Origin of the sequence: Pandoraea anhela, assembly GCF_902459655.1 — a bacterium.
Lineage (GTDB): Bacteria > Pseudomonadota > Gammaproteobacteria > Burkholderiales > Burkholderiaceae > Pandoraea > Pandoraea anhela.
This window is the reverse complement of sequence record NZ_CABPSB010000004.1, coordinates 1-23,653: the sequence shown is the minus strand read 5'-3', so window position 1 is coordinate 23,653 and position 23,653 is coordinate 1. Positions and strand designations below refer to the sequence as shown.

Here is a 23,653-nt window from a genome sequence, read left to right as displayed (position 1 = left end):
GCGCGCGCCTGTCGGCCGCCCCCCAGCGGCAGGCAGGCGTGTGCTGCACGTCAAGCGCAGCCTCGAGGAGACTGTGGAAAATGAGTCAAGTGATCGAAGTGAAAGTCCCTGATATCGGTGACTTCAAGGACTTGCCCGTAATCGAAGTGCTGGTGAAGGCGGGCGACAAGATCGACGCCGAGCAGGCCCTGATCACGCTGGAGTCGGACAAGGCCACGATGGACGTGCCGAGCCCTGCTGCCGGTGTCATCAAGGCGCTTAGCCTGAAGGTCGGCGATGAAGTGTCCGAAGGGTCTCTCATTCTGACGCTCGAGACGGCAAACGGCTCGGGCGCGCAGGCCAACGGCGCCGCCGCACCGGCAGCGCCTGCTGCCGCGCCGCAGGCAGCCGCTGCGGCTCCCGCTGCGCCTGCAGCACCTGCCGCCGCGCAGGCATCTGCGGGTGGAGCCAGCACGATCGACGTGAAGGTGCCGGATATCGGCGGCTACGACGATGTGCCCGTGATCGAAGTGCTGGTGAAGGTGGGCGACACGGTCGCTGCGGAACAATCGCTCGTGACGCTGGAATCCGATAAGGCGTCGATGGACGTGCCGAGCCCGGCTGCCGGTGTCGTGAAGGCGCTGAAGGTCAACGTCGGCGACAAGGTTTCCGAAGGTTCGCTGATCCTGGTGCTTGAAGGCGCGGCAACGGCCGCGCCCGCCGCTGCCGCAAAGGCAACGGCGCCTGCCGCTCCTGCCACTCCTGTCACTCCGGCCGCCGCCCCGGCGCCGGCTGCGCAGAGTGCAGCACCGGCACCTGCCGCAGCGCCCGCGCCGAGCCCTGCTGCACCTGCCGCTGCCTCGGGTAATCAGCCGATCAGCCACGCCAGTCCGTCGGTGCGCAAGTTCGCCCGTGAACTCGGTGTCGACGTTACGCAGGTGAAGGGCACCGGTCCGAAGGGACGCGTGGTAGTCGAAGACGTGCGCAACTTCGTCAAGAACGCGCTCTCCGGCAACCGTCCGACTGCGGCCAGCGCGGCGCCGGCTGGCGGCGGTGAGTTGAATCTGTTGCCGTGGCCGAAGGTCGACTTCTCGAAGTACGGCCCGGTAGAGCCGAAGGCGCTTTCGCGCATCAAGAAGATTTCGGGCGCGAACCTTCACCGCAACTGGGTGATGATCCCCCACGTCACCAACAACGACGAAGCCGATATCGGTGAACTCGAGGCGTTCCGGGTGCAGTTGAACAAGGAAAACGAAAAGGCTGGCATCAAGGTGACGATGCTCGCCTTCGTGATCAAGGCTTGCGTGCTGGCCCTGAAGAAATTCCCGACGTTCAACGCCAGCCTCGATGGCGACAACCTCGTCTTCAAGCAGTATTTCCACATTGGCTTCGCGGCGGATACGCCCAATGGCCTCGTGGTGCCGGTCGTGCGCGACGCGGACAAGAAGGGGGTGTTCGAGATTGCCCGTGAAACGTCGGAACTGGCGAAGCTCGCCCGCGAAGGCAAGCTCAAGCCGGATCAGATGCAGGGCGGATGCTTCTCGATTTCGTCGCTCGGCGGTATCGGCGGCACGAACTTCACGCCGATCATCAATGCGCCGGAAGTGGCCATTCTCGGTCTGTCGCGTTCGTATCAGAAGCCGGTGTGGGACGAGCGCAAGCAGCAGTTCGTGCCGCAACTGACGTTGCCGCTGTCGCTGTCCTACGATCACCGCGTGATCGATGGCGCAGAAGCCGCTCGCTTCAACGCCTACCTGGGGCAACTGTTGGCGGACTTCCGTCGCGCGATGCTGTAAGGGAATGCGCCACCCGGCGTGCGCGAGCGCGCCGGTGGCTTTCGCGCAAGCTTCAGGATTCTGGACGGGGAGGGCAGCATGACCACCGTGGTAGTCGTCAAAAAGGCAGGCGAGATCGCCATTGCCGCCGATTCGCTCGTGACGTTCGGCGATACCCGGCTTTCGCAATCGTACGAAGAAAACCGCAAGGTCTTCCTCGTGGGCGATTCGTATGTCGGACTGGCGGGTACGACGGCGCACTTTCCGGTCATGCGAGCCATTCTCTCCGGCATGGCGGATGAATGCCGTCTGCATTCGCGAGACGAGGTCTTCCGCACATTCTGCCGCGTCCATCAGAAGCTCAAGGAAGAGTATTTCCTCAACACGAAGGAAGAGGAAGACGACCCGTACGAGTCGTCGCAGATCACCAGCGTGATCGCGAATCCCACAGGGATCTACGGGGTTTATTCCTACCGGGAAGTGTTTGTTTTCGATCGGTTCTGGGGCATCGGCTCGGGGCGTAATTTCGCGCTCGGCGCCATGTATGCCCTCTACGACCAGGATCTGAGCGCACGCGCCATCGCCGAAGCAGGCGTGAAGGCGGGAGCGGAATTCGATAAGAGTTCGGCTGGCCCGTTTCAAGTGCATGCGTTTCCGATCGATACCACCATCAAGTCATAAATGCGACAGGGAGACCCCGCATGAGTCTCATTGAAGTCAAAGTGCCGGATATCGGCGCAGAGGGCGTGGATGTCATCGAAGTGATGATCAAGCCCGGCGACAAGATCGCCAAGGATGCGTCGCTCATTACGCTGGAATCCGATAAGGCTTCCATGGAAGTGCCGTCCGAAGTGGCAGGTACTGTCAAGGAAGTGAAAATCAAGGTCGGCGACAAGGCCAGCGAGGGTACGCTGATCGCGATCGTCGAGGCCGAAGACGCGGCAGCCGCGAAACCTGCGGCACCGGCGGCTGCACCGGCCGCAGCGTCTGCGCCGGCAGCCGCGGCCCCTGCTCCTGCTCCTGCCCCGAGCGCACCGGCGCCGGCCGCTGCCAAGCATACCGGCGGTGCCGATATCGAATGTGAAGTCCTCGTGCTGGGCGCGGGGCCTGGGGGATACTCCGCCGCGTTCCGCAGTGCCGATCTCGGCCGCAAGACGGTGTTGGTCGAACGCTATGCAACGCTGGGCGGTGTGTGCCTGAACGTGGGCTGTATTCCGTCGAAGGCGTTGCTGCATACGGCGGCGGTACTCGAAGAGGCGCAGTCGCTGGGTCATCACGGCATTTCGTTCGCGAAGCCGGAAGTCGATCTCGACAAACTGCGTGCGTATAAGGAAAGCGTGGTCGGCAAGCTGACCGGCGGTCTGGCCGGGATGGCCAAGATGCGCAAGGTCGAAGTCCTCCATGGTGTCGGGGCATTCCTCGATGCGAACCACGTCGAAGTGGTCGACAAAGAGGGCGGCAAGCGCGTGGTGAAGTTTGCGCAAGCCATCATCGCTGCGGGTTCGCAAGCCGTGAAGCTGCCGTTCCTGCCGGAAGATCCGCGTATCGTCGACTCGACCGGCGCGCTGGAACTGCGTCAACTGCCGAAGAAGATGCTCGTCATCGGCGGTGGCATCATCGGTCTGGAAATGGCGACGGTCTACAGCGCCCTGGGTGCCGAGATCGACGTCGTGGAAATGCTCGACGGTCTGATGCAAGGCGCCGACCGCGATCTGGTCAAGGTCTGGGAGAAGATGAACGCGAAGCGCTTCGGCCGCGTCATGCTCAAGACCAAGACGGTGGGTGCGGAAGCCAAGGCTGATGGCATCTACGTGAAGTTCGAAGGGGAAGCCGCGCCGGCCGAACCCCAGCGCTACGACCTCGTGCTGGTTGCCGTGGGACGTAGCCCGAACGGTAAGAAGATCGGTGCCGAGAAGGCGGGCGTTGTGGTGGGTGATCGCGGGTTCATCTCGGTGGACAAGCAGATGCGCACCAATGTGTCGAACATCTTCGCTATCGGCGACATCGTCGGTCAGCCGATGTTGGCGCACAAGGCCGTGCACGAAGCGCACGTTGCTGCCGAGGCAGCCGCCGGCGAGAAGGCTTACTTCGATGCGATCCAGATTCCGTCGGTGGCGTACACCGATCCGGAAGTGGCTTGGGCAGGCAAGACCGAAGATCAGTTGAAGGCCGAAGGCGTGAAGTACGGCAAGGCCGTGTTCCCGTGGGCAGCATCGGGCCGCGCCATCGCGAACGGTCGCGACGAGGGGTTCACCAAGGTGCTGTTCGACGAAGCGACGCACCGCATTGTGGGCGGCGCGATCGTCGGCACGCATGCAGGTGACCTGATCGGCGAACTGTGTCTCGCCGTCGAGATGGGGGCAGACGCCGTCGATATCGGCAAGACGATTCACCCGCACCCCACCCTGGCCGAATCGGTCGGTATGGCCGCCGAGATCTACGAAGGCGTTTGTACCGACGTTCCGCCACCGCGCAAGAAGTAACGGGCGCGCGCGTCACTCGGAACGTACCGCTCGTTTATGTTTTTTGCGGAGGGTAGGGACATGTAGTCGCGTTTGCTGACCCGCGCCGGTGCGGCGCTGCCATCGACGGCTTCTCTGAAATGGCAAGCCCGAGGGCCGCGTCGCCGTCCGAAACCGTCATTCCTTCATGGAGTGACGGTTTTTTTATGAGCCACGAATGCGCGCATGGCCGTGCTGTGACCTGACGGGCGCACGGCCTCACGTGACCCATGACGCGGTACGTTCGACGGCATGCGGCGGGTTCGCGGCGGATGCGCTGGATGTGACGAACCGAACGAGGCGCCCACCGGACACCCGACACAATGCGCCCGGACTCGGGATTTTGTGGCGGCGGTCGCGAGTTGTGCCATTTCGCGCTATCCCATGCCGTCCCGAGTGATTCAGCGTGATTCAGCGTGTCTTGGCGTCATTCGGTATCCTTCCGCGACATGACGGTCGAATAGCGCCCAAAAAAAGAAAACCCGGCGCGAGGCCGGGTCCGAAAGGTACCTGCGGTACCGAGGAGACAACTGGGTGTGACGACTGCTCAGGGTGCGGCGACAGCAATGCGACCAGCCGAAAACGTCCCTCGTCAGTGCAGGGGCGCTATCGATTACTTCTTGGCGGTGGCGGCGCGCGATGCCTGAGCCGCAGCCTTCGAGGCGACGTTGGTCGCCGCAGCAAAGTTCGTTTCGGCGATTTCCACAGCTTGCTTGGTGGCCTTCTGCACACTGTCAAACGCGCTGTTGGCGGCGGACAGGGCCGACTTGGCCAGTGCCACTGCCGACTCCGAACCGGCCGGAGCGTTCTTGGCCAGGTTGTCGAACAGTGCTTGCACGTTCTGCGAGCCTTCAGCCAGTTGCGCTTCGGCTACCTTGGTCACTTCGGCTTGCGTCGACGAAGCGATTTCATACAGGTGACGGCCGTAAGCGAGGGCCTTTTCGGCGGCCGGCTGCACGAGGTTGGCTTGCAGGGCGAGCAGCTCCTGCGCGTCCTTCACTGCGAAAGCCTTCTGTGCGGTCGATGCGGACTCGGCCAGCGATGCCTTGACGGCTTGCAGGTTCAGTTCGACCAGTTTTTCAACGCCTTCGAAGGCCTTGTTGGTCAGGCCGAACAGGGTTTCCAGATTGGCTTTGTGGGCAGCAGCGAGTTGCTCGGGGGTCAGAAACGACATGGCGTTCTCCTATGGTGTCAAACACAACATATGGACCCACTCCGTGTTCGCTAGTTGGTTCTCACCTTATGGCGGTGAAACCACGGTTGGGGCCTTCTCAAATTCGATGCGATCTCTTTTGTGCATCGCACAATTGCAAGTGTAGAGATATTTTCGTGGCTGTCAAGGGTTTTTTGTGCGGCGCACAAATTCGACAAAATCTACAAAAATCATAAGCTTGGGGGCTGGCAACTGTCGAGTGACACCGCGTTGCGGCGAATGACGCATGCGTGGCGAATCCTTGAAGGATGCGGCTTTGCACCGTATTGGCCCTGTCCATCCGCACCATTTTGGCGCTTCCGCGACCGTTGCCCGGCGATGGTACTATCGATCAGTTTCGGCACTGGCAGGACGGTCAAGCGCCGCAGGCTGACTCTCGTTTAGAGGATGGCCTCGCGTCTGCCGTTCGCCGGTGCCACTGTCATTCAACGCTTTTTTGCGCGCCGTTACCGTCGGCCACCCGCATCGATGCAAGCGTTTTACAGCGATCATTTCGTCTTGCCGTTGCCACCCGGACATCGGTTCCCCATGGAGAAGTACGCGCGTTTGCGCGAGCGGGTCGCACGCGAGTTGCCACATGTCGACCTGGCGGAAGCGTTGCCCGCCGATGATGTGATGCTCGGTCGCGTGCATTCGCCCGAGTACGTTGCGCGCGTGGGGGCGGGCGAGCTGAATCCGAAAGAGCAACGTAGCATCGGATTCCCGTGGTCGCCGCAGATGGTCGAGCGCTCGCGTCGCTCTGCCGGGGCAACGGTCGCGGCATGCCGCGCGGCACTGACCGATGGGGTGGCGGCCAATCTCGCGGGGGGGACGCATCACGCTTACGCGGACCGAGGCGAGGGATTTTGCGTTTTCAACGACGCCGCCGTGGCGGCCCGCGCCATGCAAGCCGAACTCGGGCCGGGCACGCGCGTGGCCATCATCGATCTCGATGTGCATCAGGGCAACGGCACCGCCGCCATCTTCGAGCACGACCCGAGCGTCTTCACGTTGTCGTTGCACGGCGAACACAACTACCCCTTCCATAAAGCCACTGGTGACCTCGATGTGGCCTTGCCGGATGGGTGCGGCGATGACGAATACCTCGTGGCGCTCGGGCATGCGCTTACCGATCTGTTCGCGCAATTCACCCCGACACTCGCCATCTACCTTGCCGGCGCCGATCCGCTCGAAAACGACCGGCTCGGACGGCTTTCGCTCACCCACGACGGTTTGCTCGCCCGGGACCATCGGGTGCTGACGGCCTGCGCCGAGCGGGGATTGCCCGTTGCCATTGCGATGGCGGGCGGCTATGGCCGCGACATCGACCAGACGGTGGCGGCGCACTTCGCGACAATCCGACTTGCGAGTCAGTTCGATTGGAACGGTCGCCGCGAGTATCGCGCGCTGGCGGGCGGTGTGCACGCATGAGCGAGCGTCGAGTGAGCCGGCAACATCCGTCGCGTGCTGTCGCACAAGTGCCGCCCGGCGGTGGGGCGGCCATCTGGGCGGCGACCATGCCGTGGTGGTTCGTGCTGATCTGGAGTACGGGGTTCATCGTGGCCAAGTACGGCATGCCGAATGCCGAACCGCTTACCTTCCTCGCATGGCGTTTCGGCTGCACGCTGGTGGTGATGTTGCCGATCGCGTGGCTCACGCGCACGCCGTGGCCAGTGCGCGTTACCACCGCCACAGGCACGCCCGGCATGGCAGCGCCGGGGGCTTCGCCGACCAGCGATCAGGAACGTACCGACTGGCCGTTGATGGCGCATCTGGCGGTCTCGGGCGTTCTGATCCAGGCGGTATATCTCGGCGGCGTGTGGGCGGCGATCAAGCAAGGGGCGCCTGCGGGACTGGCGGCGCTGATCGTCGGCATTCAACCGCTTCTGACGGCGCTTTTTGCACGCGCGGTCGGTGAGCCGGTGTCGCGACGCCAGTGGCTTGGGTTGCTGTGCGGCTTTATGGGTGTCGGGTTGGTGGTGGCCAACAAGGTTGGGGTGCGCGGCGTCGGGATAGGGGTTGTCGCGCTGTGTGTTCTGAGTCTGGTGGCGATTACGGCGGGCACGCTTTATCAGAAACGCTTTTGCGCGCACTTCGATTTGCGCGTCGGTACGGTGGTGCAATTCGGCGCGGCGTTCGTGGTGACGCTGCCCGCTGCATGGGCGCTGGAGACGATGCAGGTGCGCTGGAACGCCGAGATGATCGGCGCGCTGGCGTGGTCGGTGCTCGCGCTGTCGATCGGTGCGATTTCGTTGCTGTTCCTGCTGATCCGTCGCGGCGCCGCCACCAAGGTTTCCAGTCTGATGTACCTGACGCCGCCGACCACCGCCGTCATGGCCTGGCTTTTGTTCGGCGAGACGCTATCGCCGTTGAGCGCTGCGGGCATGGTCGTGGCCGCGCTTGGCGTTGCGCTCGTGATCGAGCGGCGCGCGGCGACGTCTGGAGCGTCCCTGACTTCCTAGGCCGATGTCCTCGATGTCCTCGGTCTCCTGAGCGGCGCGTTCTCTTTCATTCACAGTGACTCGTGAGCGAACTCTCATGAAACACCCACATTCGCGTGCGGGGGCTACGCAGCCTTCGGGATTTGCGACTGCCGCCAACGCCTCGAACCCGTCCGACACGCTGAGCCGGTCGGGCGCACCGATGCAGGCGCAGCCGGGGGCTGGGGAAAGTACGCATCCGGCGCCTGTCAACGATAACGCGGGGTTGCGCGTGGAACATGTCGACGAGGCGATTCGCAGCCGGCGTTCGATTCGTGCCTATCTGCCGACGCCGGTACCGACGACGACGGTGGCTGACATCTTGTCGGTCGCGTCACGTGCGCCGTCTGGCAGCAACATCCAGCCATGGCAGACCTACGTGCTGACGGGCGAGACGTTGACGCGCTTGACGTCGCGGCTGCTGGACGCGTTCAACGATCCGGCACAGCGATTGATGCATCAGGAGGAATACGCGTACTACCCGCGCGAATGGACCGAGCCGTATCAGGCACGGCGCCGCAAGGTGGGGTGGGATCTTTACGGTCTGCTGGGCATCGGTCGGGCGGACAAAGCGCGTATGCACGGTCAGCATGCGCGCAATTTCACGTTCTTCGATGCGCCGGTCGGATTGATTTTCACGATCGATCGCCATCTGGAGCAAGGCAGTTGGCTGGACTACGGCATGTTCCTGCAAAGCGTGATGATCGCGGCGCGGGCGCGTGGGCTGGATACCTGTGCGCAAGCGGCGTTTGCCACGTTCCATCAGGTCATTGCGGCCGAGCTGCATCTGCCGCCGTCCCGGATGGTGGTATGCGGCATGGCGATGGGCTATGCCGACCCGAACGCGGTGGAAAACGGTCTCGTCACCGAGCGTGCGCCGCTTCAGGAATGGGCGCACTTTTTGGACTAACGAATATCAGGGGTTTGGCGTAATTTGGCAATATTTGGCAAGCGTGTAATTTGACGCGTTGCGCTGCACAAAACTGCCAGACGCCGGTTTAAGTATTTCAGCTAAGTCGTTCATATTGCTTATTTTTTCGGAAGTTACTAAACTTCTCCCAAACTCGTTGCCCGCCAACCTCACGCTACTCCCAATCTATGTACGCGATCACCACCCTTGCGCGTCTGTGCCGCTCCCGTCTCTGGGGTGCCGCCGTCGTGGCGATCTCGCTCGCCGCCGGTGCGCCGGCAGTCGTTCACGCCGCCGGTAAGACGAGCGATTGCTCGAAGTCGGCCAAGACTGCCGCCCAGAAGCGCGCGTGCGCGAATCCGAACGCGACGAAAGCCGTCGCCACTTCCAAATCCGGTGCCAAACGTGCCGCCGCCACGCCTGCCGCTCGTGAAGTCAAGAGCGCCAAGGTCGGCAGCAAAGCACGTAAGCTCGCCGCCGTCGAAGACGACGGACCCGCAGCGAAGAAGGTCGCCGTCAAACGCGTCGTCTACAAGAATGGCAAGCGCCGTGTCGTAACGTCGTATCGCACCGTCAACTTTGCACCGCAAGCGCCCGAGCGTCTGTCGACGGGGCGAGCCTTCGGTCTGCATGAAACGCCGGACGCCCTCGCGCTGCGTTCTTCCGTAGCGTACGTCGTGGACGAGCGCACGGGCGAATCGCTGTTCGACAAGAACTCGCAAGCGGTGCTGCCGATCGCGTCGATCTCGAAGCTGATGACGGCCATGGTGTCGCTCGACGCAGGCGTTCCGATGACCGATGTCATGGAAGTGACCGATGAGGATCGCGACTACGAGAAGGGCACGGGTTCGCGCTTGTCGGTGGGCTCGCGCCTGTCGCGTGAAGACATGCTGCATATTGCGTTGATGTCGTCGGAGAACCGCGCTGCCGCGGCGCTCTCGCGTTACTTCCCGGGGGGGCGTCCGGCGTTCCTCGCCGCGATGAACGCCAAGGCGAAGCAACTGGGCATGAACGACACGCATTTCAACGATCCGACGGGGCTGTCGAGCCAGAACGTATCGAGCGCGCGCGACCTCGTAAAGATGGTCAAGGCGGCTTATCAGTACCCGATGATTCGTCGTTTCTCCACGGACAGCAATTACGACGTCAATACCGGTCGTCGTGAACTGCACTATGTCAGCACGAACCATCTGATCGGTCATTCGGGTTGGGAAATCGGATTGCAGAAGACGGGCTACATCAACGAAGCGGGACAGTGCCTCGTCATGCAAGCCAATGTCGATGGCCGTCCGGTGATCATGATTCTGCTGGATTCGACCGGCAAGTACTCGCGCTTTGCCGACGCCACGCGTGTTCGCAAGTGGCTGATGGAAGGCGGTGGCGGTACCGCGCAGCGCACGGCGGGCACCTCGCCGACGGCGCAAGTGGCGACCAACAACGGTCACGCGCTGTAAGGTTGTCTGTCGGCGCGTCCGCGCCCTGGGTGACAAAAGCAAGGCGCTCCCTCGGGAGCGCCTTTTGCGTTGTGCGTTGCACGACGTGAATTCGTTCGGTATTCGCTGCCTGCGAATCTGCTGGCGAACGCCGGCGATGATGCGCTACCACGCTGCCCCGGGGCTAGCGGACAGCGGCGAGGCTGCACCGTCGGCCCTAGTCCTTAGTCCGCCGTCGCAATTTGCGTCAGGCCGTTCGCGTCCGGATTGGGTGCATGAAAGCCGAGCGACGACGAGATTTGCAGCGCTGTTTCGTTCAGATTGGCGAGCCACGCGTCTTGCAGGCGATCGGCCGGTGCGGAGAGCGACAATCCCGCCACCAGCTTGCCACTGTCGTCATAGATCCCCGCGGCAATGCATCGCACCCCTAACTCAAGCTCTTCGTTGTCGCGGGCGTAACCCGACTTGCGAACGTGCGTCAGCTCGCGTTCGAGTTTTTGAAGGTCGGTAATGCTGTTGCGCGTGTGGCCCGAGAGCCCGGTGCGCGTGGCATAAGCGCGCACGCGCGAGGCTTCGTCGGCCGCGAGGAAGAGCTTGCCGACCGACGTCAGATGCAGCGGTGCGTGACCGCCGATGGCGCGCACGACCTGCATGCCCGAGCGCTCGCTGTAGGCGCGCTCGATGTAGACGATTTCGTCGCCCTGACGCACCGACAGATTGACCGTTTGCCCGGTAATGCGGTGCAGGCCACGCATTGGCGTAAGCGCGGCGTCGCGCACCGACAGGCGAGCTTTGACCAGGTTGCCGAGTTCGAGCAGACGCATGCCGAGACGGTACGTGCCCGGGTCGCAGCGATCGACAAAGCGGCACGCCACCATGTCATTGAGGATGCGGTGCGCCGTCGATGGGTGAAGTTCGGTGGCTTGCGCCAGTTCCTTGAGGCTGACGGGATCGGCATGACCGGCAAGTGCATCGAGCAGACGCATCATGCGCTCGATTACCTGAATGGACGTGCGCGACTCCGCGCCTTGGCTGGTGTCGTCTTTCATGAGGTAGGGCCGAGTTTCGTATAGCGTCGATTCTATATCATATTGTGAAAAATTCGCACCTTTCGCGTAGAGGACTTCTGCGAAAACGCGAGGCGCGATGTGACTTCCACAGGGTATGCGTCGAAGTTGCAGTGTCTGCGTGTCGAAACCGAAAGTGGCCCGAATCGTCGGCCGTTAGCATCAGCGCGTACTTCATCAACGACGTCTGGCCCCGCGTTACCACGCGAGTGGCCGACGCGTCTCAACGGAGGTGTTGCGCATGTTCGGGTACGTGTACGCACCGGCGGTCGCGAAGTGGCCTGTGGGGCAAAAGCGGGTGCAATGCGATGGCGCTGGCATGGGGCCGTCCATTGCCGAGAAGCGGGCCGAGATTGCCGCGCGGTTCGCCAGCATTACCAATGCGAGGTCTCGTCTCGGGATGAGCACCCACGACATTGGGGAGTTGGAAGCGTCTTTCGAAAAGTCGTTCAGGAAAGCGACGTCCGGCTATTGGAAGGGCGGGTTGTGGGACGGGTGCTGGCGTTACCGGTCGTCGATCGGGCAGCACGGGGTGTATTCGCGCGTTCGGGATCAATTGGCCGTGCGAAATCCGGAGAACCTGACGCCATCCGCAAAACGCTTTCGGGAAATTCTCGTGCGCCTGGAGGAGGTTCTGATCAGGGAGCAGGAGGCCATTGCGCACTGCACACGACTACGCGATCGCGCCGCGATGCTGGAGGGCAAGGTTTTTGCCGACGCTTCGGACGAGCGAGCGGCCTACGCTGCCGTCAAGGCGGATTGCGCTGCCGCGATTGCCCACACGAGCCGCTGTCTTGCCGATGCGCGCCGGGCATTGGTGCTGGCATCCAAACAGGTCTGGCCCGACAAGAAGCACTACGGCAAGCGTTTTTCGCTCTCGGGCGGATTGTATCTGGCGGCGGCGACAGTTGCGGCATTGGCGCTTGCGAAGGTAGGCCTGGTGATTGCCGTGATCGGATTTGCAGTGACGATGCTCATCCGCATCGTGAGTTTGGGCAGCATTCGCGGATTTGATCGCGAGCGCGGCTGGAAGGCGACGGAAAGCCTGTTGGAGTCGACAAAGCAACTTTTAAGAAATGAGGAGACGGAAATGAGAACGTATCTCGAGGGTATTCAGGCGAAAACCTCGCAACGTCTGGACGACCTGGTGTGGAATCGCCTGGGGGATCTCGTGGACGGGCAACAACAGATGTCGCAGGATTTGCGAGGTCTGGAGCAGAGGATGGCGGGCATGGATCAGCGAATGGACGGGATGGACCGCAGGATCGGGGATGTCTCCAACAAGCTGGACGGCATGCGCGACGGGCTCAATGACCGGATGGATTCGATGCGCGCCGACTTGAGGGCCGTTGCAGAGGCGCAGCGCGCGCACTCGTGCGGCCAGCAGGCGACGAATGTGACGAATGTGGCGAAGGCGCCCGAGACTGCGGCCCGCTCGCCCGACCGGGCGCCGCCCATACGCGCGAACTCGTGGGGCTACTACAGCAAGAATGCGCCGCATATGGCGTAAGCGCTCACGCGATATGCGGGAATCCACGCTGGGCCGGTACGGTCCAGCGATTTATAATGGCGCATTATTCCCGAAAAGAGGATTCCCCCAATGCGCGTCGGACTGTTTGTCACATGTCTGATCGACATGATGCGCCCGGAGATCGGCTTCTCCACGCTCAAGCTGCTCGAGACAGCCGGCTGCGAAGTCGTGATCCCGGATTCCCAGACTTGCTGCGGCCAGCCGGGCTACAACTCCGGTGAGCGGGCCATCGCCCGCGATCTCGCCCAGAAATTCCTCGACGAATTCGACTCGTTCGACTACGTGGTCGTGCCCTCGGGATCGTGCGGCGGCATGGTCAAGGCGCACTACGGCGATCTCTTTGCGGACGACCCCGAACTCATGGGGCGTTACGAGCGTCTGCGTCCGCGTGTGTACGAACTGACGGATTTCCTCGTCAACGTGCTGCACATCGATACGGTGCCGGGCGACTACAACGGTGAGGTGACGTATCACGACTCCTGCTCCGGTCTGCGAGAGCTCGGCGTGAAGACGCAACCCCGTGCGCTGCTCGCGAAGATGCCGGGCGTAAAGATGACCGAGATGAAGGACTGCCAGGCGTGCTGTGGTTTCGGCGGCACGTTCGCGCTCAAGTACGGCGACATCTCGACGGCCATCGTGGACGAGAAGTGCGCCAACATCGCGGCAAGCGGTGCACCGGCCGTGGTGCTGGGGGACCTGGGCTGCATGCTTAACATCGAGGGGCGTCTGCGCCGCACTGGCGACACGAAAACGCGCGTGTTGCACATCGCTCAGGTGCTCGCGGGCGATGCTTGAGCGGTGTAAATGCCGTATGCCTGTAAAGAGCGCTCGGTACGACGCATGAGGATGCACAACGCAATGCCTGAGCACGCCGTCATTTTCCCGATCCTCCCGATCTCCGGGGGCGTGAGCGCGACCGACGTCGCGTGCCTGCCCGGTCTTCTCTTTTCGTGAGTCGCGATGCAAGTTCAATCGATGCAGTTCAAGGCGCGCGCCGGGCAAAAGCTCGCGGATCAGCGTCTGCAAGCCAACCTCAAGAAGCTCTCGACCAAGTTCGTGACGGCGCGTGCCGCGGCTATCGAGGAGATCGACTTCGAAGCCACGCGTGAGGCGCTCAAGGAGCGTCGCAATCGCGGCATCGAGAACCTCGACGTCTGGCTTGGCATCTTCGAGCGTGAGGCCACGCGTCGTGGCGCGACCGTTCTGTTCGCGGAGTCGACGCAGGATGCTGCACGCCTGATTGCCGAAATCGCCCGAAAGCACGATGTCAAAAAAGTGATCAAATCGAAGTCGATGGTCACTGAGGAACTGCAACTCAACAAGGTGCTTGCCGACATGGGCGTGCAGTCCGTGGAGACGGACCTCGGCGAGTACATCCTCCAGATCAACGACAACGAACCGCCGTCGCACATCATTGCGCCGGTCGTGCACAAGGACAAGGACGAAGTCGCCGATCTGTTCGCGCGTGTACACCAGAAGCCGCGTCTGACGGAAATTCCGTTGATGACGCGCGAGGCGCGCGAGATGCTGCGTCCGCAGTTTCTATCGGCGGACATGGGCGTGACGGGGGGGAACTTCCTCGTTGCCGAGACCGGCTCCGTGGCGGTTGTGACCAACGAAGGCAACGAAGGCATGTGCACGATCATGCCGCGCGTGCACGTTGCGGTCACGGGCATCGAAAAGGTATTGCCCACGCTAGAAGACCTGGCCACCGCCATGCGACTGCTGCCACGCTCGGCCACCGGGCAGGGCACGTCGAACTACTTTTCGCTGCTCACCGGCACGCGCGCGCAAGGGGAGGTCGACGGCCCCGATCACATGTATTTCGTGCTCGTCGACGGGGGGCGTTCGGGGCTGATCGGCGGGGCGTTTCAGGAGATGCTGCGCTGTATCCGTTGCGGTGCGTGCATGAATCACTGCCCGGTGTATCAGAAGATCGGCGGCCACGCGTACGGCTGGGTGTACCCGGGGCCGATGGGGTCCGTGCTGACGCCGAGCTATGTCGGTCTGGAGAAGACGCTCGATCTGCCGCAGGCGGCCACGCTTTGCGGCGAGTGCAATCGCGTGTGCCCGGTAGGCATTCCGATTTCCGATTTGTTGCGCAAGCTGCGCGAGCGTCAGGTCGATCGCGGTCTGCGGCCGTGGCGGGAGCGTGCGGCGCTGGCGGCGTGGGCATTCGCGGCGCGGCGTCCGCGTCTGTACGCAACGCTCTCCAGTCTCGGCTCCTGGGCATTGAAGCGCATGGGGCGCGATCGTGGCAGCATCACCAGGTTGCCGTTCGCCGGTGGCTGGACCGACACGCGCGAGATGCCGGCGCCGAGCGGCAAGACCTTCCGCGCAATGTACCGTGAGCGTCGCGCACCGCGCTGAGACAGCGCGGCGGCGACGCGGCGGCGGCGCGGCGAGAGCGCCGATGTCGAAAAAAAGCTGGCCTCCGAAGGGAGCGCCAGCTTTTTTTACGTCGACCGATCCGGCGAATGTCAGGTGCGGGAGGGCAGCGCCAGGCGCTTTTCGATGCGACGTTGCAGTGCCGACAATCCCGTCGACAGCACCCAGTAGATCGCGGCACAGGCGAGATAGAGCGGTAGCGGCTGATACGTCGACGCGATCACCTCCTGAGCCGAGCGCAGCAATTCGGTCACAGTAATGACGGAGACGAGCGACGTGTCCTTGATCAGGCTGATGAGGCTGTTGCCGAGGCTCGGCACCGCGATACGGAGCGCCTGCGGCGCGATGATGTAGCGCAGCGTCTGCCAGTACGACAGGCCGAGGCTGTACGACGCGAGCCATTGTCCGCGCGGCATGCCGTCGAGCGCACCGCGCATGCTCTCCGACAAATACGCGCCCACATTCAGGCTGAGCGTGAGCACGCCCGCAGGCGTCGGTTCTAGCGAGATGCCGATGCCGGGCAGGCCGTAATAGACCACGAAGATCTGCACCAGCAGCGGTGTGCCGCGCATGATGCTGACGTACGCGCGCGCAATGCCGCGAAACGCGCGGATTTTGCCGATGCCCATGACCGCCACAATAATGCCGATCGCCAGGCCGAACACCATCGACATCAAGGCAAACTTGATTGTGAGCACGGTGCCCTGTAACAGCACAGGCAGGGATTGGGCAGCGAGTTCGAATGGATTCATGGGGGGATGTCTGATGATGAGTCGTTGAGCGCAAAGACGACGGCCGGCATCCGCATGGTGGGCGTGATGCCGGCCGTGGCGCTGCCTTCGGAGTCCGGTGTGACGTCGGGCGAGTCGGACCGCTGAAGGCTATCGCTGCGCGGCTTGCGTTTTACTGCGCCGGCTTGGACGTATCCTTGCCGAACCACTTTTGCGCGAGCTTGGCGAGCGAGCCGTCTTGCTTCATGCCGGTGATGGCGTCATCGATGGCTTTGGCGAACTTCGGGTTGCCCTTGCGGAAGGGGATGCCGACGGCCTGATTCGTACCGGGCAGCACCGCGCCGGCTTCGAGCGGCAACTTTGCGTTCTCGAGCAGGTAGGCCATCATCAGTTGATCGTTGAGGGCGGCGTCGACACGGCCGGCGGCGAGGTCGGCGAGATACTCGGGAGCGCCCGGGTAGGTGCGCACTTCGATGCCCGGCACGGCCTTGGCCATCTTGTCGTAGTTGCTGCCGAGGCTCACGCCGAGCTTGTGCCCCTTGAGGGCGTCGAGCGTCGCGAACGGACGCTTGTCGTCCTTACGGCGAATCAGCTGTGCCGCCGAATACGTGTAAGGCGCGCTGAAATCGAGCGATGCCTTGCGCTCGTCGGTGATGGCGACCTGATTGACGATGACGTCGAACTTGCCTGCCTGGAGGCCGCCGATGATGCCGCTCCATTCCGTCGTGACGAACTGGGGTTTGACGCCGAGGCGTTGCGCCACCGCCTTGGCCACATCCACGTCGAAACCGTCGAGCTGACCGCTCTTGTCGCGGTAGTTGAACGGCGGGTAGGTGCCTTCGATGCCGATCTTCAGCACGCCGGCCGACTTCACGGTGTCGAGAAGGTCGGCGGCGCGGGCCGGGGAGGTGCCGATCAGTGCGGCGGCGGCGAGCGGAACGAGGCAAAGCGTCTTGAGCCAGGATTTCATAGTGTTTGGTTTTCCTTTGGCAGATGATGGGACGCCGACGTTCGACCTGTCAGACCGTACGCAGCGCTTGCACGCATTCTCGCACCAGCTCGGGGCCGCGGTAAATCAGGCCGCTGTACACCTGGACCAGACTGGCGCCTGCATCGAGCTTCGCCCGGGCGTCGGCCCCCGACAGAATGCCGCCCACGCCGATGATCGGCAGCGCGCCGCCGAGTTCGGTCGCCAGCGCCCGAATCACGCGATTGGACGCGTCGAATACCGGACGTCCCGACAGGCCGCCGGTTTCGTTGGCGTTTGGCAGGCCGGCGACGGCTTCGCGCGAGAGCGTGGTATTCGTCGCGATCACGCCATCGAAGCCGTGGCGCGTGAGCGTGCCAGCGATCACCTTGATCTGTTCGTCGTCGAGATCCGGGGCGATTTTCAGGGCGATCGGCACGTACTTGCCGTGACGATCGGACAGCGCACGTTGCTTGTCCTTGAGCTTGCCCAGCAGGGCATCGAGTTCGTCGCCCCCTTGCAACTGACGCAGGTTCTTGGTGTTCGGCGACGAGATATTGACCGTGACATAGGTCGCGTACGGGTAGACCTTCTCAAGGCAGATGAGGTAGTCGTCGACGGCGCGCTCGATCGGCGTGTCGGCATTCTTGCCGATGTTCAGCCCGAGCGGCCCCTGATAGCGGGCGGACTGTACGTTCTGGAGGAATTGTTCGACGCCGCCGTTGTTGAAGCCCATGCGGTTGATGATCGCTTCGGCCTGCGGCAGCCGGAAAATGCGCGGCTTGGGATTGCCGGGCTGCGGGCGCGGCGTGACCGTGCCGACTTCGACGAAACCGAAGCCGAGGGCGGCGAGACCGTCGATGCAACTGCCGTCCTTGTCGAGACCTGCGGCGAGGCCGACCGGATTCGGGAAGCGGATGCCCATGACGGTGCGCGGATCTTCCGGCAGTGTCTGACCGACGAGGCTCGCGAGGCCGAGCGAGGCGGCACCGCGCAGGGTGGCCAGCGTCAGGTGGTGGGCTTGTTCGGCGTCAAGACAGAACAGGGCGCGACGGGCCAGAGGATAGAGGGGCGCAAGCACGATGTCGGGTTCGGCGGAATCGGAAAGTCGCCATTTTACCGGTATCGCGTGCTGGGAGCGTGTCTTTTTCTACGCTCTGCGTACTCTCGGTTTGCGTGCAGTCGACGTGGAAATGAGCGCCGTGCGCACTGCCCACCGCGGGGGCACAATGTGTCGGCGGTGCGGGCACGTACCGAGGCTGGCGCCTATTGACCGGCGGCGTCGAGCATGGCCTCGGGCATGTCCTGCCATTGGCCGTCGATCAGGCCCTGGAGCGGGCGGAAATTGGCTTTATAGACCATCTTCCGGCTCTGCTGAATCCAGTAGCCGAGGTAGACGTTGGGCAAGCCCAGCGCGCGAGCCTGCTCGATTTGCCAAAGGATATTGTAGGTACCGTACGACGCACCCTCGACGTCCGGGTCGAAGAACGTGTAGACCGACGAGAGTCCGTCGCTGAGGATGTCGACCATGCTGATCATGCGCAGCGTGCCGGCCCCCTGATGGCCTGGGGGTTCGCGAAACTCCACCAGGCGGGAGTTCACGCGGCTTTGCAGCAGGAACTGCTCGTACTGCTCGCGGCTGTCGTGATCCATGCCGCCACCGGCGTGGCGGCGAGACTGGTAGCGCATGTAAAGCTGGTAGTGCTCCTCGGTGTAGTGAAGCCCGGAGACGTTGACGGCGAGTGCTGCATGACGTTTCCAGATACGCCGTTGCGTACGGTTCGGGACAAAGCGCGCAATCGGCACGCGCACCGGCACGCACGCGCGGCAGCCGTCGCAATACGGGCGATAGGTGAACACGCCGCTGCGGCGAAAGCCTGCACGTACGAGTTCGCTGTAGACGTCCGAATTGATCAGATGGCTGGGGGTGGCGACCTGCGAGCGTGCCGTGTGGTTGTCGAGGTAGCTACAGGGATAGGGCGCCGTTGCGTAAAACTGAAGGGCGGACAGCGGAGAGAGCGGCAGTTCGTTCGGATGGGTCACTGCGAAACCTCGTGAGCCTTGTCTGCTGCGTTACCGTAGGCCAGTGCGCTGAGCATCTGCTTGTCCAGACGCCAGACCGGCGCGGGGGCCATGACCGCCTTCTCCACATGGGCCATAAACGTCTGGCGGGGAATTTCGCCTCCGCCGAGCGACGCCAGGTGGGCGGTACTTTGCTGGCAGTCTATCACCTCTATTGCGTGTTTGCGTGCAAACGAAACGAGCGCGGCGAGCGCGATTTTCGACGCGTCGGTGCGTTTGGCGAACATCGATTCGCCGTAGAACATGCGTCCGAGCGCCACCCCGTAAAGGCCGCCGACACGCTCACCTTCGTAAAAGGTTTCCACGCTGTGCGCGAGCCCGGCGTCGTGCAGCGCGCGGTAAGCGGCAACGATGGCGGGCGTGATCCACGTGCCGTCCTGACCCCGGCGCGGCGCCTGAGCGCAGGCTTGCATGACGGCCGGGAAGTCGGCGTCCAGACGGATTTCCCAGGCGTCCTCTCGCAGCACGCGGCGCAGCAGTTTGCGGAAGTTGTGGCTGACCACGAAGTTCTCGGGCCGCAGCACCATGCGGGGATCGGGGCTCCACCACAGCACCGGCTGGCCTTGCGAGTACCAGGGGAAGATGCCCTGCCGGTAGGCGGCGAGCAGGCGCTGAGGCGAGAGATCGAGTCCGGCGGCCAGCAATCCCGGTGCGTCGCTAGACGCGTCGAGCGCTTCGTCGACGCAAGGGAAGGGATCGTTTGCTTCGAGCCAGACGACCATGACGACGTTAGCGTGGCGGGATTGGCGTCGACTTCGCGGCCAGACCGATGAAGCCTGCGAAGTCTATGAAGGCCATGAAGTCCGTGAAGTCCGTGAAGTCCATGAGGTGCACGCGACGAATACCGTTGCGCTCAGACACGCAGCATCGGCGTGAGGATGTCCTCGGTGTGCGCCGTATGCACGGGCAATGTCGGGACCGGAGTGCCTGGCATCACCTCGGGCGAGGCTTCTTGGTGTACGCCGAATGCACCTGCGCGACGATCTTCGAAGAAGAAGCGCAGGGTCTTCGCGACAGTGGGGAACGCAATGTCGTCCCACGGAATTTCGTCTTCGGAGAAAAGGGCGACTTCGAGGCTTTCTTCGCCGGCGGCGAACTGCGGCTCGCGCATCTGCGCCAGATAGAAGATGTGCACCTGATTGACGTGCGGCACGTTGAGTACGGAGAACAGGGCACCCACTTCGACGACTGCGCCGGCCTCTTCCAGTGTCTCGCGCGCCGCTGCCTGCGATGTCGTCTCCCCGATTTCCATAAATCCGGCGGGAAGTGTCCAGTAGCCCAATCGCGGCTCGATGGCGCGCTTGCACAACAGCACCTGATCGCCCCACACAGGCACCGTGCCGAGCACGTTGCGCGGGTTCTGATAGTGGATGGTGCCGCAATGCGTGCAGACATGCCGCTCACGGTTGTCGCCGGGCGGAATGCGCAACTCGACCGAATGGCCGCAAGCGGAACAGAATTGGATGGGAGGACGTCGGTTCATGGTTGCTGCGAGTGTATCACCGGCAACGCGCGCTGTGCGGCGATGCACACGGCGTGCCGGGATAACCCGTGGTATCGGGACGCGCGCTGTCGGATGGCGGCTGCCCGGCGATGGGCGTGCGTCTCGGCGTGCGTCTCATAAGCGGTCATTGGAAAAATATTCAGCGAGTCATGTTGCACTGCGATGGCAATTGTCATATAATCTAATTCTTCAGACGCGGGGTGGAGCAGTCTGGCAGCTCGTCGGGCTCATAACCCGAAGGTCACAGGTTCAAATCCTGTCCCCGCAACCAAATTCGAAAGCCTGATTTCCCTACGAAATCAGGCTTTTTGCGTTCTGGTCGCTGAGTTCCGTGTCGCGCTGCGGTGGCGTTGTTTTGTTCGTTTTTGGGTTCGCTTGTTTCGTTGTGCCGCCCGTGCGCTCATGTTGATCGGCGTCTAGTAAAACGACGAGGCTATTCTCTATGTCCGGCATTTTCACCGTAACCGAAAGCGAGTTCGACTGTATCAGCGAACTTTGGGAAGCCTCTGTGCGAGCGACGCATGACTTCCTGAGCGAGGACGACATCGCGTGGCTGCGTCCGCGCATCCGCAATGAATACCTTGGTGCAGTGACGTTGCGCGTGTTTCGCGACGACGCGGGCGTCATTCGCGGATTTCTCGGCGTCTCGTCGGGGAATGTGGAGATGTTGTTCGTGGCGCCCGAGTCGCGTCGACAGGGCATCGGGGCGGCACTGCTCGCTTATGCGGTGCGTGAGCTCGACTGCACGCGTGTGGACGTCAACGAACAGAATCCGCAAGCGCTGGCGTTCTACCGGCGCGAGGGGTTCGAAGTGACGGGGCGTTCGGCGCTCGACGGCCAGGGGCGACCGTTCCCGCTGCTGCACATGCGCCTTGCTACTGCGACGCCGGCAACAGTCGCTGTTTGATCTTCGTGCCGAAGACATTGACCACGAGTCCGGCCATGACGAGCGCTGCCCCCGCAATTTGCGCGATCGTGAGGGTTTCGTCGAGGAGCAGTGAGGCCGAGGCCAGTCCGATGATCGGTACGAGCAATGAGAAAGGGGCGACCTGACTGGCGGGGTAGCGCGTCATCAGGCGGCCCCATAGCGAGTAGCCCACGAGTGTGGCGATGAAAGCGAGATAAGCGATCGCGAACATCGACGGCCCTGAGATATGCGTGAGCGAGTCCGCGATCTGCTGTGGTCCTTCGAACCAGTAGGAGAGCAGGGCGAACGGGATTGGCGGAATCAGGCTGGCCCAGACGACGAGACCGACCAGATCGACGTTGCCGATTTTCTTCGTGACGACATTGCCCGTTGCCCAGCTGAGCGATGCGCACAGTGTCAGCACGAAGCCGATCAGCGTCATGGCGCCGCTGCCTTGCATGCCGATGACGGCCAGCCCTGTCGCGGCGATCAGCAAGCCGACGATGTTTTGCGCTCGGAAGCGTTCGCCGAGGCAAACGGCGGCGAGGCCGAGTGTGAAAAAGGCTTGCGCTTGTAGCACGAGCGAGGCGAGTCCGGCGGGCATGCCGACATACATCGCGGTGAATAGCAGTGCGAACTGGCCGAACGAGATCGTTGTGCCGTAGGCGATCAGCCATCGTAGCGGGACTTGCGGACGTTTGACGAAGAGAATGGCGGGAAACGCTGCGAGCAAAAATCGGAGGGCACCTAGCAGCATGGGCGGCACGCCATGCAGGCCGACCTTGATGACGACGAAGTTCACGCCCCAAGCGAGTACGACGATCAGTGCTAGCAAGAGGTCCTTCGGTGTCATGCCGGTGTCTCCGTGAGCGTTATTAGTTAATTTGTTATCGACAGAACGCGAAGTGTACTCTTGCCGCGTTGACGTGTCGTGCGAAAATCCGGCCCGCTGGCCGGATTTCCGTGCGCTCGGCTCACCGCATGACGACACACCCGGCGGCGTCTGCTATTGGGGGCATGACGTATACTTTGCTTTCGCTTACTTGAGGGACGCCGTTTTCCGACGCTTGCTAGCCGAGGTGTACGAGACGGCGTTTGCCGTATCAGAGGATTTGGATGAACTTGCCGCCGCGTCAGCGTCGCACCGATGATGGATTGGACGGCATAACGGCGCGTGACGCCCGTCGTTTGGACGTTTCAGGGTAGGGCGGCGGTCGGTGTAGCACGGATGTAGCACTTCTTGGCGCGGCTTGCCGTGCCTTGATCAGCCTCAAAGCGCCCCAAAGGTTGGATTTGCACCCAACTTTCGGGGCGAAGTTTATGTGTCGAGCTTCAAGCTATTCCGGTTGACCTGGGCGACTCAATGGCAGAGTTGCTGGCACTCCTTCACTGCCGCTGCCCGGCGGTCGTCGATGTACTTCGCAAGCCGGTTGCGCGCAAATCCGCAAGATTGGTGCAACTCTTCAAAAGTAGTTGCACATCATAAGTAACAGACTGGGCACTCCTACTTCCGATGGAGAGTCACCGTGCAAAATATCCCGCCCTGTTCTGCAGCGAATGCTGCCCCCGTGTCATTAGGTGACGTCACCGCGACGGCTACATTGCCGCTAGTCGCGGGGGATTTTTCAGGTGGCGCCAACGTGTCGTCGAGTCAAGGCTTTGAAGGCGACGCCCCGGTCGTTCAATCGAGATCTGTCTATGAAGAGTCAAACACGGCGTCCGTGCTATCGGAGGCGGATAAAAATACCCTGATTGATCGATGGACGAATGAACTCAAGCACCAGGCGGCGGAAGGCTACGATTTTCAGGGAGATTCGCTTGAATCATGTTTGACGAAGACGCTCCGCAAATACACCGGAGTATTTCGCGATGATATCTACGAGTTTGTTTTCGCACCGAGGATCAATGACATTCGCCAGAGTCTTAGGGTTGTCGGGCTGAAGTCCATCTTTTCATCAGGCGACCAAGGCGGCCTCGAAATATTGAATCGTGTGTGGTTCGGCATCAATGGCGCGTTTTCCGAGGAGCAAAAGCAAGACGTGAAAGTACTATTGGACGAGTGGAAGCTGGACTGTCTCAGTGACGGCATCGATCCGTGGGCAATATGAACGGACCGTCGGTGTAGCACGGTGTATTGACCTAGCAAAACCTGCACAGGTTAAGCGGCTAAAGCGAATGCCTCGGCCGGGGTCTTCATCTTTAGCGC

Annotated in this window: 22 protein-coding genes and 1 tRNA gene; 13 read left to right on the top strand and 10 right to left on the bottom strand. The window is 62.4% G+C overall.

Annotation, left to right across the window (positions count from 1 at the left end; translation table 11 throughout):
* Positions 1–80: 80 nt before the first annotated feature.
* The 3 genes from aceF (at position 81) to lpdA (ending at position 4,237) form a co-directional block, all read left to right on the top strand.
* Positions 81–1,775: a dihydrolipoyllysine-residue acetyltransferase gene (aceF, locus tag PAN31108_RS07435; RefSeq protein WP_150668256.1), complete on the top strand. Its 1,695-nt coding sequence runs from the start codon at positions 81–83 to the stop codon at positions 1,773–1,775.
* 78 nt (positions 1,776–1,853) lie between these two features.
* A complete protein-coding gene (locus tag PAN31108_RS07430) occupies positions 1,854–2,435 on the top strand; it encodes an Ntn hydrolase family protein (RefSeq protein ID WP_047907736.1) in 582 nt (193 codons plus the stop codon).
* Positions 2,436–2,455: 20 nt separating this feature from the next.
* Positions 2,456–4,237, top strand: coding sequence for a dihydrolipoyl dehydrogenase (gene lpdA / locus PAN31108_RS07425; RefSeq protein ID WP_150668255.1), 1,782 nt, complete (start codon positions 2,456–2,458; stop codon positions 4,235–4,237).
* A 631-nt stretch (positions 4,238–4,868) separates the two neighbouring features.
* Here the strand turns inward: lpdA and PAN31108_RS07420 are convergent.
* Positions 4,869–5,429, bottom strand: coding sequence for a phasin family protein (locus PAN31108_RS07420; RefSeq protein ID WP_150576875.1), 561 nt, complete (start codon positions 5,427–5,429; stop codon positions 4,869–4,871).
* Between the two features lie 507 nt (positions 5,430–5,936).
* On the opposite strand from PAN31108_RS07420, the gene PAN31108_RS07415 reads away from it, so the two are divergent.
* The 4 genes from PAN31108_RS07415 to pbpG all read left to right on the top strand — a co-directional run bounded on the left by PAN31108_RS07415 (position 5,937) and on the right by pbpG (position 10,291).
* Positions 5,937–6,878 (top strand): histone deacetylase family protein, encoded by a 942-nt coding sequence (locus tag PAN31108_RS07415; protein WP_150668254.1) that lies wholly within the window; start codon positions 5,937–5,939, stop codon positions 6,876–6,878.
* 86 nt (positions 6,879–6,964) lie between these two features.
* Positions 6,965–7,909: a DMT family transporter gene (locus PAN31108_RS07410; RefSeq protein ID WP_246183849.1), complete on the top strand. Its 945-nt coding sequence runs from the start codon at positions 6,965–6,967 to the stop codon at positions 7,907–7,909.
* Positions 7,910–8,090: 181 nt separating this feature from the next.
* Positions 8,091–8,837 (top strand): nitroreductase, encoded by a 747-nt coding sequence (locus tag PAN31108_RS07405; RefSeq protein WP_150668496.1) that lies wholly within the window; start codon positions 8,091–8,093, stop codon positions 8,835–8,837.
* Positions 8,838–9,025: 188 nt separating this feature from the next.
* Positions 9,026–10,291 (top strand): D-alanyl-D-alanine endopeptidase, encoded by a 1,266-nt coding sequence (gene pbpG / locus PAN31108_RS07400; protein WP_150668252.1) that lies wholly within the window; start codon positions 9,026–9,028, stop codon positions 10,289–10,291.
* 203 nt (positions 10,292–10,494) lie between these two features.
* Here pbpG and PAN31108_RS07395 read toward each other — a convergent pair whose 3' ends face one another.
* The gene (locus PAN31108_RS07395; RefSeq protein WP_150668251.1) at positions 10,495–11,319 is read right to left on the bottom strand and encodes an IclR family transcriptional regulator; all 825 of its coding nucleotides are present in this window, start codon (positions 11,317–11,319) and stop codon (positions 10,495–10,497) included.
* A gap of 259 nt (positions 11,320–11,578) precedes the next feature.
* Here PAN31108_RS07395 and PAN31108_RS26325 point away from each other — a divergent pair, with 259 nt between their 5' ends.
* The 3 genes from PAN31108_RS26325 (at position 11,579) to PAN31108_RS07380 (ending at position 15,238) form a co-directional block, all read left to right on the top strand.
* Entirely contained in the window at positions 11,579–12,847 is a 1,269-nt protein-coding gene (locus PAN31108_RS26325) for a hypothetical protein (RefSeq protein ID WP_174994889.1), read from the top strand.
* A 90-nt stretch (positions 12,848–12,937) separates the two neighbouring features.
* Positions 12,938–13,663, top strand: a complete 726-nt coding sequence (locus tag PAN31108_RS07385; RefSeq protein WP_150668250.1) for a (Fe-S)-binding protein — start codon at positions 12,938–12,940, stop codon at positions 13,661–13,663.
* A gap of 165 nt (positions 13,664–13,828) precedes the next feature.
* Positions 13,829–15,238 carry a lactate utilization protein B gene (locus PAN31108_RS07380; protein ID WP_150668249.1) on the top strand — a complete coding sequence of 470 codons (1,410 nt, stop codon included), beginning with the start codon at positions 13,829–13,831 and terminating at the stop codon, positions 15,236–15,238.
* 110 nt (positions 15,239–15,348) lie between these two features.
* Here PAN31108_RS07380 and PAN31108_RS07375 read toward each other — a convergent pair whose 3' ends face one another.
* The 7 genes from PAN31108_RS07375 to PAN31108_RS07350 form a co-directional block, all read right to left on the bottom strand.
* The gene (locus PAN31108_RS07375; RefSeq protein WP_150668248.1) at positions 15,349–16,008 is read right to left on the bottom strand and encodes an amino acid ABC transporter permease; all 660 of its coding nucleotides are present in this window, start codon (positions 16,006–16,008) and stop codon (positions 15,349–15,351) included.
* A gap of 151 nt (positions 16,009–16,159) precedes the next feature.
* Positions 16,160–16,957, bottom strand: coding sequence for a transporter substrate-binding domain-containing protein (locus PAN31108_RS07370; protein ID WP_150668247.1), 798 nt, complete (start codon positions 16,955–16,957; stop codon positions 16,160–16,162).
* A 49-nt stretch (positions 16,958–17,006) separates the two neighbouring features.
* Entirely contained in the window at positions 17,007–18,035 is a 1,029-nt protein-coding gene (locus tag PAN31108_RS07365) for a quinone-dependent dihydroorotate dehydrogenase (RefSeq protein ID WP_150668246.1), read from the bottom strand.
* Positions 18,036–18,220: 185 nt separating this feature from the next.
* Complete coding sequence (locus PAN31108_RS07360; RefSeq protein WP_150668245.1) at positions 18,221–18,997, bottom strand: arginyltransferase; 777 nt, start codon at positions 18,995–18,997, stop codon at positions 18,221–18,223.
* Entirely contained in the window at positions 18,994–19,758 is a 765-nt protein-coding gene (aat, locus tag PAN31108_RS07355; protein ID WP_150668244.1) for a leucyl/phenylalanyl-tRNA--protein transferase, read from the bottom strand. Before aat ends, PAN31108_RS07360 begins: the two co-directional genes overlap by 4 nt.
* Before the next feature lie 7 nt (positions 19,759–19,765).
* Complete coding sequence (locus PAN31108_RS26980; RefSeq protein ID WP_281350044.1) at positions 19,766–19,897, bottom strand: hypothetical protein; 132 nt, start codon at positions 19,895–19,897, stop codon at positions 19,766–19,768.
* Positions 19,890–20,501, bottom strand: coding sequence for an NUDIX hydrolase (locus PAN31108_RS07350; protein WP_246183848.1), 612 nt, complete (start codon positions 20,499–20,501; stop codon positions 19,890–19,892). The genes PAN31108_RS26980 and PAN31108_RS07350 overlap by 8 nt, the downstream gene beginning before the upstream one ends.
* 233 nt (positions 20,502–20,734) lie before the next feature.
* On the opposite strand from PAN31108_RS07350, the gene PAN31108_RS07345 reads away from it, so the two are divergent.
* Both PAN31108_RS07345 and PAN31108_RS07340 read left to right on the top strand, forming a co-directional pair.
* A tRNA-Met gene (locus PAN31108_RS07345) sits at positions 20,735–20,811 on the top strand.
* A gap of 171 nt (positions 20,812–20,982) precedes the next feature.
* Positions 20,983–21,447: a GNAT family N-acetyltransferase gene (locus PAN31108_RS07340; protein ID WP_150668242.1), complete on the top strand. Its 465-nt coding sequence runs from the start codon at positions 20,983–20,985 to the stop codon at positions 21,445–21,447.
* On the opposite strand, the gene PAN31108_RS07335 is transcribed toward PAN31108_RS07340, so the two are convergent.
* A complete protein-coding gene (locus tag PAN31108_RS07335; protein WP_150668241.1) occupies positions 21,416–22,300 on the bottom strand; it encodes an EamA family transporter in 885 nt (294 codons plus the stop codon). The genes PAN31108_RS07340 and PAN31108_RS07335 overlap by 32 nt on opposite strands.
* A 673-nt stretch (positions 22,301–22,973) precedes the next feature.
* On the opposite strand from PAN31108_RS07335, the gene PAN31108_RS07330 reads away from it, so the two are divergent.
* A complete protein-coding gene (locus tag PAN31108_RS07330; RefSeq protein WP_150668240.1) occupies positions 22,974–23,555 on the top strand; it encodes a hypothetical protein in 582 nt (193 codons plus the stop codon).
* The last annotated feature ends 98 nt before the right edge of the window (positions 23,556–23,653 follow it).

Excerpts from the sequence above, each read along its gene's own strand:
- aceF (WP_150668256.1), top strand. The coding sequence starts at position 81 with ATGAGTCAAGTGATCGAAGTGAAAGTCCCTGATATCGGTGACTTCAAG.
- PAN31108_RS07430 (WP_047907736.1), top strand. The coding sequence starts at position 1,854 with ATGACCACCGTGGTAGTCGTCAAAAAGGCAGGCGAGATCGCCATTGCC.
- lpdA (WP_150668255.1), top strand. The coding sequence starts at position 2,456 with ATGAGTCTCATTGAAGTCAAAGTGCCGGATATCGGCGCAGAGGGCGTG.
- PAN31108_RS07420 (WP_150576875.1), bottom strand. The coding sequence starts at position 5,429 with ATGTCGTTTCTGACCCCCGAGCAACTCGCTGCTGCCCACAAAGCCAAT.
- PAN31108_RS07415 (WP_150668254.1), top strand. The coding sequence starts at position 5,937 with ATGCAAGCGTTTTACAGCGATCATTTCGTCTTGCCGTTGCCACCCGGA.
- PAN31108_RS07410 (WP_246183849.1), top strand. The coding sequence starts at position 6,965 with ATGCCGTGGTGGTTCGTGCTGATCTGGAGTACGGGGTTCATCGTGGCC.
- PAN31108_RS07405 (WP_150668496.1), top strand. The coding sequence starts at position 8,091 with ATGCAGGCGCAGCCGGGGGCTGGGGAAAGTACGCATCCGGCGCCTGTC.
- pbpG (WP_150668252.1), top strand. The coding sequence starts at position 9,026 with ATGTACGCGATCACCACCCTTGCGCGTCTGTGCCGCTCCCGTCTCTGG.
- PAN31108_RS07395 (WP_150668251.1), bottom strand. The coding sequence starts at position 11,319 with ATGAAAGACGACACCAGCCAAGGCGCGGAGTCGCGCACGTCCATTCAG.
- PAN31108_RS26325 (WP_174994889.1), top strand. The coding sequence starts at position 11,579 with ATGTTCGGGTACGTGTACGCACCGGCGGTCGCGAAGTGGCCTGTGGGG.
- PAN31108_RS07385 (WP_150668250.1), top strand. The coding sequence starts at position 12,938 with ATGCGCGTCGGACTGTTTGTCACATGTCTGATCGACATGATGCGCCCG.
- PAN31108_RS07380 (WP_150668249.1), top strand. The coding sequence starts at position 13,829 with ATGCAAGTTCAATCGATGCAGTTCAAGGCGCGCGCCGGGCAAAAGCTC.
- PAN31108_RS07375 (WP_150668248.1), bottom strand. The coding sequence starts at position 16,008 with ATGAATCCATTCGAACTCGCTGCCCAATCCCTGCCTGTGCTGTTACAG.
- PAN31108_RS07370 (WP_150668247.1), bottom strand. The coding sequence starts at position 16,957 with ATGAAATCCTGGCTCAAGACGCTTTGCCTCGTTCCGCTCGCCGCCGCC.
- aat (WP_150668244.1), bottom strand. The coding sequence starts at position 19,758 with ATGGTCGTCTGGCTCGAAGCAAACGATCCCTTCCCTTGCGTCGACGAA.
- PAN31108_RS07340 (WP_150668242.1), top strand. The coding sequence starts at position 20,983 with ATGTCCGGCATTTTCACCGTAACCGAAAGCGAGTTCGACTGTATCAGC.
- PAN31108_RS07335 (WP_150668241.1), bottom strand. The coding sequence starts at position 22,300 with ATGACACCGAAGGACCTCTTGCTAGCACTGATCGTCGTACTCGCTTGG.